The organism is Pelotalea chapellei (assembly GCF_018531195.1).
GTDB lineage: Bacteria > Desulfobacterota > Desulfuromonadia > Geobacterales > Pseudopelobacteraceae > Pelotalea > Pelotalea chapellei.
Map to the genome: position 1 here is coordinate 24044 of NZ_JAHDYS010000018.1, position 13325 is coordinate 37368.

Genomic DNA, 13325 nt, shown 5'->3' on the forward strand with positions numbered 1-13325 from the left:
TGGTTGTTACGCCTCAACACCTTTACCCTGGTCATGTTCATGCGCCTCAGTGGCATGAAAATGATCAGGCATGGAATAATCCACGGTCTCCGGATGATGTTCGAAGATGGGGAAGTACTTGGCCAAAAGCACGAAGAACAGGATGTGCCCGGCAATGATGCCGATGGTGACCAGTGACTCGGTGACGGAAGGATAGTAAATCACCTGGTCGGGCTGAATCATGCCGAACATGGATACGTTGAAGCGATTCAGAATCACCCCGAAGATGACCATGCCGGCGCCGCGCAGCTGCATGCGGCTGTCCTCGCGGTTGGACTGTTTCATGAACATCAGCATCGGGATGATGACCCCGATCAGTACCTCTGCCGCAAACAGGGCCAGCAGGCCGGGGCGGTCAAAGAGAGAACCATGGGTCAGGAAGGCCACGGCTCCGACCTTGACAGCCAGATACACAGCCAGCACCCAGGGCAGGATCTTGGCCAGAATCTCCAGCAGCTCCGATTCATCGGGCTGCCCCAGATAACGGTGCACCATGGTGGCTTCCAGAATGATGATCGAGATGCCGGTGAAGATGGCCGACATCCAGAACTGCAGCGGCAGCAGAGGGTTGTACCAGAGGTTGTGCAGCTTATCCACGGCGATCAGGAAGAAGGTCCCCAGGGATGACTGGTGCAGGGTCGAGATAGAAGCTGCAGCGATTACCAGCGGCATCTCCAGCCAGCGCAGCACGCGCAGCGGCATGTGATAGCCGAACTTCTCGCACACTGGCGAGAGGAACTCCAGGAACAGTACCGTGGTGTAGGCCATGACGCACATGGAAACCTCGAACATGGGGGAATGCACATTCCAGTACACCATGGTGTGCCACCCGCGCTGGGGCTGCCCAAGGTCAAGCAGCAGGCCGATACAGACCAGCGAGTACCCCAGAAATCCGGTCACAATTGCCGGACGCACCAGAGGCTCCAGCTTCTTTATATGAAAACAGTGCACAATGGCGCCCAGGGTAAAGGCCCCGGCTGCCAGGGGAACTGCGGTGACAACGTCAAAGGAGATCCACAGCCCCCAGGGGTAGGTGTCATTCAGGTTTGTGGTGACACCGAGGCCAAAGATGAAGCGCACCATGGAAGCCAGGGCACCGATTACCACCAGGGCAATCATGAACTGAAGGAAGCGATGATACCCTTTGATCTCATTGATTATAATTTTGGCAGCGGTCATTGGTTGTCCCCCTTCATCTCATCCTTCTTCTCTGGCTGCACCTTGCTGTTCTTGAAACCTTCTTCCTGCCTGATGCGCTCCTTGCGGTGGTTGAACCAGGAAAGCAGCGACAGACCTCCACCCATGGTCAGGAAGATGCCCGGAACCAGGCGCAGCGCCTGCCAGGTATAGGAAGGTAGCGGACGGGTGGTGACTTTCTTGAAGCCCAGTTCGTCCAGCGGCTGATGAGTCAGATAGAGAATACTGGTGCCCCCCGCTTCTTCCTTGCCGTAAATGGCCTGGAAATAGCGCTGGGGCCTGTTCTTGAGGCGGCGTTCAGCCTCTTTGATCATCTCCTCACGGCTTCCGTAGGTGATGGCGGTCGGGCAGGCTGTGGCGCAGGCAGGTTCCAGCCCTTCCTTGATCCGGCTGTAGCAGCCGGTGCATTTTTTGACCAGAGGAAAGGCTTTGCTCCATTCGTATTTTGGAATCCCAAAGGGGCAGGCGATCATGCAAAAACGGCAGCCGATACAACGGGAGGCGTTGTAGATGACCGGCCCTTCAGGGCTCTTCACGAAAGCACCTACCGGACAGACCGAAGCGCAGGCCGGCTCGTTGCAGTGCATGCACATCTCTTTGTAGAAAGCGAATTCGTTCTGGCCGTTCTTCTCATAATCGCGGAACTTGATGCGCGTGAAGGTGTGCTCCGTCATGGCAGGGGGGTTCTGGTAGCCCTCACCGCTGAAGAAAACCGTTTTCTCAGCTTTGAGCTGGTTCCACTGCTTGCAGGCAACCTGGCAGCCGCGGCAGCCGGTACACTTGGTGGTGTCGATCAGAAACGTTTTATGTTTGGTTACATCCATATCTGCTGAGCTCATGCTTTTTTACCCCCTTTCTCGATGTTACAGAGGAATGCTTTGAATTCGGGGATATTGGTATTGGCGCAGCCAACCGCAGCGGTAAGCATGTTGCCGCTGTCGCCGGTCGCCAGGCCTGAATAGCCGAAATGCCAGGGCATGCCGACCTGCTCGATCATCTTGCCTTCCACCTTGAAAGGCTTGAGCCGCGAAGTGACCAGAGCGACCCCTTCAATACTGCCGCGCTCGGTAGTGACACGCACCTTGTCGCCTTTTTTGATACCTTTCTGCCTGGCCATGGATTCACTGATTTCCACGAACATATCCGGTACAAGCTCCACCAGCCACGGCAGGCTGCGAGTCATGCCGCCGGTCTGCCAATGTTCTGTCATGCGGTAGGTGGTGCCGATGAAAGGGAACTTGCCCAGGTCACTGGATACGTTTTTGGGCAGCTTGACCACCGGATTGTTCTGCACCTTTGAAAGCATGTTCTTGGCAGGACTCTCCACCGGCTCGTAGTGCTCGGGGAACGGACCGTCCTTGAGATCCAGGCCGTACAACCGGCCATGTCCCTCGGGCACCATGATGAAAGGATATTTTCCTTCCTTGTCGTCTGCCATTGGAGGCCAGGGACCATCAGGCACATCGCCTTTCCATTTCTTTTCGGTGGCATCCCAGGCGATCAGCGGACGCTTGGGGTTGAACGGTTCACCCTTGGGATTGACTGAGGCGCGGTTGTAGATGATGCGGCGGTTGACCGGCCAGCACCAGGACCACTTGGGATAGAGCCCCAGTCCGGTGGGATCGCCGTCGTCGCGCCGTGCCATCTGGTTGCCGTCCTTGGTGTAGGATCCGCAGTAGATCCAGCAGCCGGAAACCGTCGAGCCATCGTCCTGCAGGTACTTGAACATCGGGACCTGATCCCCCTTCTTGAACTCCAGGGTCTTGTCCTTGTCGACGATGGTCATGTCCTTGGTGAAATAGCCGTTGATCTCCTTGGCCACCAGATGTACGTCCGGCTCATGGCCGTTGCCGTAATTCCAGGAGAGCTTGGTGATCGGGTCGGGGAAAGCCCCTCCCTGTTTTTCATAAAGCGCTTTTACCCGCTTGTGGAACTGGTCGATGATATGCAGGTCGCTGCGGGACTCACCCACGGGCTGTACCGCCGCATAACGCCACTGAGCCCAGCGGCCGGAGTTGGAGATCGAACCTTCCTTTTCCACCGATGAGGCGGCCGGCAGCATGAATACTTCGGTCTGGATATCCTTGGGATTGACGCCGGGACGTTTCCAGAAGATGGAGGTCTCGGTCTCCCACAGGTCAACCGTCACCAGCCATTTCAGCTTGCCGAGCGCTGTACGGGCATGTCCTGAATCGGGACCGCCCATGGCCGGATTCATCCCCATGCAGACGAGTCCTTCCAGTTCTCCCTTGCCCATCTTCTCCATGATTTTGCCGTAGGAGTAGTTGCCCATCCGTTTGGGAAGCAGGCTGTAGCAGAAGTCGTTTTCCGGCGTGGCGTTGTCGCCGTACCAGGCCTTGAGCAGGCTGACGGTATACTTGGGAGTATTGCCCCACCAGTTGGCGCTCTTGGGATCCTTGGTTTTGGGAGTCCATTTCTCCAGGTATCCCTTGAGGTCGGTGTTGTCGAATTCCGGTGACTTGAGGTATCCGGGCAGAATGTGGAACAACAGGCCGTAGTCTGTAGATCCCTGAACGTTGGACTCGCCGCGCAATGCGTTTACTCCGCCGCCGGCTATGCCGATATTGCCCAGCAGCATCTGCAGCATGGCCACGGCACGCACGTTCTGGGTACCGTGGGTCGACTGGGTGATGCCCATGGCATAGAGGATGGTGCCGGCCTTGTCGGGGCGCCCGGTGCCGCAGAATGCCTTGGCAACAGCCAGATAATCTTCCTTCTTCGTGCCGGTGATCGCGCAGACTTTATCAACGTCATAGCGTTCGAAATGCTTCTTGAGCAGCTGATAGACACAATTGGGGTCTTTCATGCTCATGTCTTTTTTGGGATTGCCGGCGCCGTCCACCGCATAGGCCCAGGCCTTGGGATCGTAGGTTTTCTCCTGATCATCAAAGGAGCAGAACATGCCGTCCTGGAAATCATACTTTTCAGTCACCAGGAACGCGGCATTGGTATATTCCCGTACGTATTCCTCGTGGGTCAGGTTGTTCTGCAGGGCGTAGTTGATCAATCCGCCGAGAAAGGCGATGTCCGTACCAGGACGGATCTGGGCGTAGATATCTGATTTTGATGCAGTACGGGTGTAACGAGGATCAACGGCGATCAGCTTGCCGCCGTTATCAATAGCTTCCTCGATCCACTTGAAGGAGATCGGATGGTTTTCTGCGGGATTGCAGCCGATTGCCAGGATGCAATCGCTGTTTTTCAGGTCATTCCAATGGTTGGTCATTGCTCCACGACCGAACGAAGCCGCCAGACCGGCGACTGTAGCGGAGTGTCATAATCGGGCCTGATGTTCGAGCAGGCCTACCCCCATTGAGCGTGAAAATTTGGACCAGAGGTAGCATTCCTCGTTATCGAGTCCGGCGCCGCCGAACATGGCCATGCCATCGGCACGGTTGACAACATACTCTTTGTTGTCCTTCTTGTTGAGCTCACTGGCCTTGAAGCTCTTGTCGCGGGTTTCCTTCATGCGCTGAGCAATACGGTCGAGAGTCCAGTCCCACGATTTCTCTTCCCACTTGTCCGAGCCTGGGGCGCGGTACATGACTTTCTGCAAGCGGCGATCGTTGACTGCAACCTGGAAAAGCGAGCTTCCCTTGGAACAGAGACTGCCCTTGTTGATGGGATGCTTCGGGTCCCCTTCGATATTTGCTACCTTGCCATCCTTGGTATGTACAATCAGTCCGCAGCCAACAGCACAGAACGGACAGATAGTGGTAGAGCTTTTAAGCCCCTTTGTGCGCAGGCCGGGCGCGTCTACATTCGCTTCGCCAGGCTTGGCCAGGGCAACCCCGGCGGCCGCCAAAGCCCCCCCTTGCAGAAACTGCCTTCGTGAAATTCCCATTCCAACCTCCTCTACTTATGTATGTCGTTTCACTTTGTCCATGTAAACGAAATCAGCTGTATACGGCAACTCGCGTGCCAAAATGCAAGAAAACATGAAATTAAGGTAAGCATCTGAAATCACCAGAGTTGTATACAGAAACGAAGGAAGGGCGACGGAAGCAGACACAGAACATGTATTTTTTTGTCCATAATAATTGTGTCATTGTGACCAAATACCACTTCATTTCAGCTTCTGAATGATGATAAGCGAGGGATTTGTGGAAAGTAGAAAAAGGCTGTGGTATTCTCACTCGATAAAGTTACCAATCAAGGAGCGCACAAACATGAATAGAAACGTCCTCAAACCTTTCATACTATTGGCAGCCTTCCTGTTTCTCAGCATGACCGTGCTGGAAACAAGCGCCCACGCCAGGGCAGGCGGAAGCCGTTCCATGGGCAGTCGTGGGTCACGCAGCTATTCGCAGCCGTCAAATAATTACACCCGGCCCGCCGCGCCACGGCAGCAGGCTGCTCCGGCACCGTTTCAACAGCAGCCCCAAAGCGGCGGTTTCTTGAGAAGCATGGCCGGCGGCATGGTTGGCGGCATGCTGGGCGGCATGCTCTTCAGAAGCCTCGGCTTTGCCGGCCCCGGCGGCGGCATGGGTGGCGGAATCGGCCTGTTCGAAATCCTGCTGCTGGCCGGCATCGGCTTTTTCATCTACCGCTTCATCAAAAAAAGATCGGCAGGCTCGGCCGCTCCCTATGACCAGTACGACCAGGGCCGCAATCAGGGTGGCTACCAGGCTGGCTCGGCAATCCCGGCATCCAGCGGTTATACTGCGATCGAGGAGGCAACAGCCGACACCGGGTTGGCCCATATCCGCCAGATGGATTCGACCTTTGATGAAGAACGTTTCAACGACATGGTCATGGATCACTTCTTCAAGATCCAGGGTGCCTGGATGAACCGGGATCTGTCTACCGCCTCTTTGCTGCTGACCGAGGAGATGAAGCGTATTTTTCAGGAAGACATGAACAGGCTGCTGCAGGAGAAACGGACCAATCGCCTGGAGAACATCGCTGTCCGCAATGTGGAGATTACCGAGGTATGGCAGGAGTCGGGTCAGGATTACATCACTACGCTGATTTATGCCAATCTGCTTGATTACACCACCGACGATAACACCGGGGCAGTGGTGTCAGGCAGCAAGACCGATCCCGTCAAATTCGAGGAACACTGGACCTTCACCCGGCCCGTGGGCAACAATCCATGGCGGCTTTCCGCAATCAGCCAGGTTTAGGCTTCACCACATAATTGAAAAAGGCCGTTCGATCCTTCCACGGATCAGCGGCCTTTTTTTCTTCTGCGCACAATTGGCGACGCATGCGTCGCCCTTCGATTTTGTGGTAAGGGCCTGCATTTGCGATTGATCCTTTGTATACGGAAGTGTATCATTTTGTCCAACTGCCCCTAGAGGAGAACCTTAGTGCATAAAATTTTCATCTGCGACGACGAACCGGAAATCCTTCATTACCTGGACAAACTGCTGCGTGCCAGCGGTTATGCCGTGGAAACTTTCACCAGCGGAGCTGCCCTGCTGGAGCGCTTGAAGAAACCGGTGGTTGCCGATATCATTCTGCAGGATGTACGCATGCCGGATATGGATGGCCTGCAGGTACTCAAACAGACCCGCAAGCGGCATCCTGAAATGCCGGTGGTGATTATGACCGCCCATGGCACCATTGACGATGCGGTTCATGCCATCAAACTCGGCGCCTACGACTACATCACCAAACCTTTTCCCAAGGAAAAGCTGCTCGGGATGCTTGAACGGATCCTTGATTATCGCCGTCTGGCCACCGAAAACCGTCAGCTGAGGGAAGAGCTGCATCGCAGCTCCGTTTCCTCCGACGCAATCATCTTCCGCAGTGACGCCTTCCGCGAAGTGTACGACCTGACCTTGCAGGTGGCGGAAAGTGACGCAAACATTCTGGTTATGGGTGAGTCGGGAACCGGCAAGGAACTGATCGCCGGTGCACTGCACCACAACAGTCCCCGCCGCGACAAGCCATTCATATCGCTCAATTGCGCCGCACTTTCAGACACTCTGCTGGAAAGCCAGCTCTTTGGTCATGTACGTGGTGCCTTCACCGGCGCGGTCATCAACCAGAAGGGCCTGCTGGAAGAGGCCGATGGTGGCACACTTTTTCTGGATGAAATCGGCGACGTCAGCCCCGCCGTGCAGGCCAAACTACTGAGAGTAACGCAGGAAAAAGATTTTATCGTGCTCGGCTCCACCCGTACCCGCAAGGTGGATGTCAGATTCGTTGCTGCCACCAACAAGGATCTTATGGCCGAAGTGCAGGCCGGGCGGTTCCGCGAAGACCTCTATTACCGCCTCAATGTCATCTCCATCTCCCTGCCCCCCCTGCGGGAACGGCGTGACGATATCGAACCGCTGGCCATGCATTTCCTGGACATTTGTACCCGCCGCATGAAAAAGGATGTGCGCGGCATCGACCAGGATGCCCTGCAGACTCTGACCCAGTACGACTGGCCTGGCAACGTGCGCGAACTTGAAAATGTCATTGAGCGCTCGGTCATCCTGGCCCGTGGAACCACCATCACCGCAAGCCTTCTTCCCCTGGGGGGGCGACGTGACCTGCCGGCAGCGGCTGCCTCGGCCGGCACGCTGGCAGCCCTGGATGAAGTGGAGCGTCAGCACATCGAGAATGTGCTTCGGGAAACCTCTTTCCACAAAAGCAGGACCGCGGAAATCCTGGGCATCTCCCGTAAGACCCTTGACCGCAAGATTGCTGAATTCGGCCTGGGTGAAAACCGCACATGAAACGCCTGCGCACCTCCATCCGGGTCAAGCTGACCATCGCCACATTGATCCCCCTGGTGACCGCCATTGCCCTTTGCTGGGTCGTTGGCGCCTCAATCATCACCAGCCGCTTCTCCAGCCAGGCTCTGTACACGGTAGAAACCAGCCTCAATTCCGCCCACGAACTGTTTCTGGGAGAGCAGTCACGTCTCTCGGATATCATCCGCCTGACCAGCCGCCTGCCCGAGCTGGCCGAAAATCTCTCGACATCCGGTCCAACTGCTTCGGTGGCCCCCTTGAGGCTGCTTCTCGGCAACGAACATCTCAGTTTTCTCACCCTGGTTGACCGCAACGGGCTCGTGCGCTATCGGGCCGCAAATCCCTCGTTTAACGGCGACTCCCGGATTGGCGACAAAATAGTGAGCGCCGCCCTCAAGGGGGCCGTTACCTCCGGAATCACGGTTCTACAGGCAGAACAGGCGGGGCGGGAAAATCCTCAGCTTCCGGGCAAGATGGTTATCCGCCTGAAGGCAACTCCCCATGCCTACACTTCCAGTAAAACAATGGAGGAGCGCGGCCTGTTCCTGGTTGCTTCGGCGCCGGTGCTAGGCAGCGATGGAAAGCTGCTGGGCGCAGTGTACGGCGGTATACTGATCAACAGCGACAACCGACTCGTAGACCGCATCACCAGTGTCGTATTCCAGCAGGGGGACACGGACGCACGCGTCAGGGGCAATGCCACCATGTTCCTGGACAATATCAGGATCGCCACCACCGTGCGTGATGAGCAGGACAAACCGGCAATCGGCAGCCTCATGTCGGAAGAGGTTTTTGCCGCTATTTCCCGCGGCACAAAATGGATCGGCAGGGCCTTTGTACTCAAGGAACATTACTTTACCGCGTACGAGCCTCTGCGGGATTTGGCCGGCGCTGTGGTTGGAGCACTGTATGTGGGCATGCCGGAGCGCCCCCTGATGCAGTTGCGCTCTCAGGTGAACATCATTTTTTCCTGCGTGTTGCTGTTCCTTACCATAATTGGTGTCACCCTTTCCGCCTGGATCGGTTCAAAGATGACCCGCCCGGTACGGGCGCTGGCTGACGGTGCCCGCAGAATAACTGCCGGCGAAGATCTGCCCGACATCCATGTGGACAGCCATGACGAGATCGCCGAACTGGCGGATGAATTCAACATAATGAAACACCGGCTGGCAATCCGAGAAGACGAGAATCGCGCACTCAACCACACACTGGAACAGAAGGTCATGGAACGGACTGCACAGCTTGAGGAGAAGAACCAGCAGCTGCTCGCGGCCCAGAAAGAGCTGGCCGAATCAGAACGACTCGCTGCGGTGGGCATGCTGGCATCGGGCGTAGCCCACGAGATCAACAACCCGTTGGCCATAATCCGCGGCAATGCAGAACTGCTGGAGATGACAGCCACCCTTGACAATCCGGCCAATGAAGAGGTGGAGACCATCATCCGCCAGACCGACCGCATCGAACGTATCGTTAGAAATCTGCTGACATTCTCCCGCAGCGGCATCAAGCGGCTTTCACTGGTCTCACTGGGGATACTGGTGGATGATATCCTGGACCAAGTTGGCCACCAGATCCCTCTGGACCAGTACAGGATCGTACGAAATTACCGGGATGGGGAGATAGAGGTGGAGGGGGATGAAGGACAGTTGCGCCAGGTCTTTACAAACCTGATCGTCAATGGCCTGCAGGCAATGGAGGGTGGCGGCATGCTGACAGTGGAGACATCACTGAACATGGCGCAACAGCAGGCGAACATTACCATTACCGACAGCGGCCCCGGCATCAGTGCGGAGCAGCGCGAGAAGATCTTCACCCCTTTCTTCACGACAAAGCGCGACGGGACCGGTTTGGGGCTTGCAATCTCCTACGGTATCGTCACGGACCATGCAGGCGAAATCCGTATCAACGGCGAAGTAGGAACAGGGGCGGTGTTCACGGTGGTGCTACCGCTGCGGCAAAAGGAAGTTGATGAGCTCTCCTGACAGCCGCACACGCCGCCAGCGCTGGATTATCTTCGCCGTACTGGCGCTGATGTACATCCTGGTCTATTTTTACCGGGTCTCCCTGGCGGTGGTGGCGGGAGACATTTCCCGCGAGTTGAACCTGACCCCCCAGGATCTCGGCACCCTCTCCGGAATTCTCTTTTACGTATATGCTGCGGCACAACTCCCCCTGGGTCCCCTGATCGACCGGCTGGGAAGCCGCCTGGTAATCAGCGGCTGCGGGGTGCTGACCGCCATTGGCGGCATCCTCTTTTCCCAGGCCCAAAGTTTTTCCACGGCCATGACAGCGCGGATGCTGATCGGCGTCGGCACCGCATCGGTGCTGATGGCAACATTCACCATCTTCAGCCACTGGTTTCCAAAACGGGAATTCGGCCGCGTATCAGGGTTCATGGTAGCTGTCGGAAATCTGGGCAATTTCTCGGCCACGGCCCCCCTGGCGCTGTCCGTTGCCGCCATCGGCTGGCGCTCCTCGTTCCTCGCCATCGGCATGCTTCAGGTCCTGGTCACCATCCTGGTCTATGGCATGGTCCGCGACCACCCGCCCTGCACTGCAGCAAGCGAGGGCTCACCAAGCGGCTCACAGCCTGCCGGCATGCTGGCTGCCTGGGGCGAGATCTTCGGCAGCCGCGACTTCTGGTTCCTGGGATTGATCTCCTTCTTCTGGTACGGCAACTATCTTGCCCTGCAGGGCCTCTGGGGCGGACCTTTCCTGATGGATGTGCTGCACCTCTCGCGTCAGTCCGCAGGGCAGATGCTGATGTTCACCTCCCTCGGATTCATCTGCGGCAGCATGGTGACCGACACCATCGCCCGCCGGGTATTTCACTCTCACAAACGAACCCTGCTAGGGGGGCAGGTGCTTCTGCTGCTGCTCATGTCCTGCTTTCTGGGGCCGGCCGAAACCTTGCCCCGGCCACTCCTGGCCGCTCTTTTTTTTGCTATCGGCCTGGCGGTTTCCAGCGGGGTGATGATTTACCCGATCATCCGCACCATGTTCCGGATCGAAATTGTAGGGACAGCGCTGACATCACTCAATTTTTTTGTCCTGATGGGCGCTGCTTTCACCCAGCAGGCAATGGGGCTGATCATCGGCGCCCATGGCCGCAGCACCAACGGCATCCCGCCACAAGCCTTCCACACCGCCTTCCTTTTTCCTATCACAGGACTGGCCGTGGCCATTGTCCTGTATGCCTGCGCGCGAGATTACTGGGAAAAGGGATGAAAATCGGGGAGCTGGGGACTGGCAAGATTTGTCTAACAGACTGTTGAATCACTCAGGTTGTTCAAAAATAGTCAGATCGTCGCACCCACAGGAAGCCCCGCGGAGACGTAGCAGCGCTACGTCGCACAAGGAGGCGACCGAGGACGGCGGCGAGATGGCTGTTTTTCAACGACCTACAATAGGAGCACCATGATACCTGCTGACAGCAAACCCATGTTCCGCTTTCTCGCCGTAATGACCGCCGCTTCCATGGTCGGCCTGCAAGGCTATACGATCCTGTTTAACAATTATGCGGTTGAGGTGATCGGCCTGAACGGAAACAAGGTCGGCATGATCCAGTCTATCCGCGAGGTGCCGGGATTCCTGGCGCTGTGTGCGGTTTTTCTGATGCTGTTCATCAAAGAGCACCGACTCTCGGCTCTTTCCATCGCCCTCTTGGGCATCGGCACCGGCATCACCGGCCTGTTTCCCTCGTACTTCGGTCTGGCCTGTACAACGCTGCTGATGAGCTTTGGCTTCCATTATTATGAGACCACCAATCAGTCCCTGACCCTGCAGTATTTCTCCACCGGCGTATCCCCCGTCGTGTTCGGCAAGTTGCGCAGCCTGGCAGCAGCCTCAAGTATCGCCTCGGGGATTCTGATCTGGCTGTTGGGCCTGATACTCGATTATCGGGGAATTTTTCTGGTGGTGGGCTCTTTGGTTTTTGTTGCCGGCATCTGGGGATTACTGCAGGAGCCGACCCATGACAGTCTGACACCCCAGCGGCAGCAGATGTTTCTCAAGCGGAAATATTCGCTCTACTACATCCTGACTTTTCTGTCCGGTGCACGGCGGCAGATCTTCATGGTCTTCTCCATTTTCCTGCTGGTAAAGATTTTCCATTACTCGGTGCGGGAGATGACCCTGCTCTTCATCATAAACAACGCCATAGCATGGGTACTGAACCCGTTGATCGGCAAAGCAATCATCCGTTTTGGAGAACGCCGCGTCTCCTCCATCGAATATGTCGGAGTTGTCATAATCTTTGCCGTCTATGCCTTTACTGATTCTAAATTACTGGTGGCGGCCATGTACATCCTCGACAGCATCCTGTTCAATTTTTCCGTTGCCATCCGCACTTATTTTCAGAAGATCGGCGAACCTGGCGATATCGCCTCCTCCATGGCGGTCGGCTTCACCATCAACCACATCGCAGCGGTGTTCCTGCCGGCCTTGGGAGGCTACTTCTGGATGATAGATTATCGCATTCCTTTTTTGACCGGAGCCGCCCTCGGCATAGTATCGCTGATAGCGGCCCAGTTCATGCGCACCCACCATGAACCGCAGGAGAAGATTGATGATGTGTTGCCTCCATACACCGCCACTGAAACAGAGCAGGTCTAACAAAAACACTTCGTGAAACATCAGTACAAGAAAAGCCCGCGCAAGCGGGCTTTTCTTGTACATCTGATCTTCATCTTTTTACTGCTTTATTTATAGTAACCCACAGCACAGACCTGATCATCGGCCTTAGTAACGTATGAGTATTTCTGCACCGGCTCGGTTGTGCCGGGACGCGGCCACATGTAAGTCACTTCGCTTATGATGCCAGGCTTGGCTGTTGCATAGATTTCTTCACCCAGCGCCTTGCCGGCCTTATCCTTAAGCCCTTTCAGGCTCTTGCCCACCAGGCTCGGATGGGCAGTAAAGTTTCCGTCAGGCCCACCGCAGAAGGGATACAGATCCCGATCCTTGAAACCATCCTCTCCTTTGGTAAATTTAGCCAGGGCGCTCGCTTTGTCGGCCTTAATGGCGGCAACCGCTTTCTGGAGCATGGCATTGGCCTCCTCGGCCGTACCGAAAGTACCGGCCAGAACCGGCGATGCCATGGACAGCATGGACACTACAACAGCATTCATCAGCAGATGCTTCATGGTGTTCTCCTCCATTGGGGAAATGTGGCCTGCACTCCCACAGGAAGTGTCACGGCCATTTATTTAAGGCAATACTAACATTACTTTATTTTTGTGCAATATTTAATTTACTGCTTTTATTGAATAATTATTTAATATATTTCCTATCGAGTTTTTATCCGGCCCTTTAACATCCAATCCGCATAACATGGTTATGTTAAATCACCACAGGCTGTACAGGGATTTCAACCTT

At 55.9% G+C, this 13325-nt stretch carries 9 protein-coding genes; 5 read left to right on the top strand and 4 right to left on the bottom strand.

Annotated elements, in window-relative coordinates; genetic code table 11:
- Positions 1 to 6: 6 nt before the first annotated feature.
- Genes nrfD through fdnG form a run of 3 tightly spaced genes read right to left on the bottom strand, consistent with a single transcriptional unit; the run spans position 7 to position 5101 of the window.
- Positions 7 to 1218, bottom strand: coding sequence for an NrfD/PsrC family molybdoenzyme membrane anchor subunit (nrfD, locus tag KJB30_RS15570; protein WP_214301020.1), 1212 nt, complete (start codon positions 1216 to 1218; stop codon positions 7 to 9).
- Complete coding sequence (locus tag KJB30_RS15575; RefSeq protein ID WP_214301022.1) at positions 1215 to 2075, bottom strand: 4Fe-4S dicluster domain-containing protein; 861 nt, start codon at positions 2073 to 2075, stop codon at positions 1215 to 1217. The genes nrfD and KJB30_RS15575 overlap by 4 nt, the downstream gene beginning before the upstream one ends.
- Complete coding sequence (gene fdnG, locus KJB30_RS15580) at positions 2072 to 5101, bottom strand: formate dehydrogenase-N subunit alpha (RefSeq protein WP_214301024.1); 3030 nt, start codon at positions 5099 to 5101, stop codon at positions 2072 to 2074. Before fdnG ends, KJB30_RS15575 begins: the two co-directional genes overlap by 4 nt.
- A 325-nt stretch (positions 5102 to 5426) precedes the next feature.
- Between fdnG and KJB30_RS15585 the strand changes: the two genes are divergently transcribed.
- From KJB30_RS15585 to KJB30_RS15605, 5 genes are all read left to right on the top strand, one after another.
- Entirely contained in the window at positions 5427 to 6383 is a 957-nt protein-coding gene (locus tag KJB30_RS15585; protein ID WP_214301026.1) for a Tim44 domain-containing protein, read from the top strand.
- A gap of 186 nt (positions 6384 to 6569) precedes the next feature.
- Positions 6570 to 7931 (top strand): sigma-54-dependent transcriptional regulator, encoded by a 1362-nt coding sequence (locus KJB30_RS15590; RefSeq protein ID WP_214301028.1) that lies wholly within the window; start codon positions 6570 to 6572, stop codon positions 7929 to 7931.
- The gene (locus tag KJB30_RS15595) at positions 7928 to 9931 is read left to right on the top strand and encodes a sensor histidine kinase (protein ID WP_214301030.1); all 2004 of its coding nucleotides are present in this window, start codon (positions 7928 to 7930) and stop codon (positions 9929 to 9931) included. The genes KJB30_RS15590 and KJB30_RS15595 overlap by 4 nt, the downstream gene beginning before the upstream one ends.
- Positions 9918 to 11177 (top strand): MFS transporter, encoded by a 1260-nt coding sequence (locus KJB30_RS15600; protein ID WP_214301032.1) that lies wholly within the window; start codon positions 9918 to 9920, stop codon positions 11175 to 11177. The genes KJB30_RS15595 and KJB30_RS15600 overlap by 14 nt, the downstream gene beginning before the upstream one ends.
- Before the next feature lie 189 nt (positions 11178 to 11366).
- A complete protein-coding gene (locus tag KJB30_RS15605; protein ID WP_214301034.1) occupies positions 11367 to 12563 on the top strand; it encodes an MFS transporter in 1197 nt (398 codons plus the stop codon).
- 86 nt (positions 12564 to 12649) lie between these two features.
- On the opposite strand, the gene KJB30_RS15610 is transcribed toward KJB30_RS15605, so the two are convergent.
- Complete coding sequence (locus KJB30_RS15610) at positions 12650 to 13093, bottom strand: cache domain-containing protein (RefSeq protein WP_214301036.1); 444 nt, start codon at positions 13091 to 13093, stop codon at positions 12650 to 12652.
- Positions 13094 to 13325: the final 232 nt, after the last annotated feature.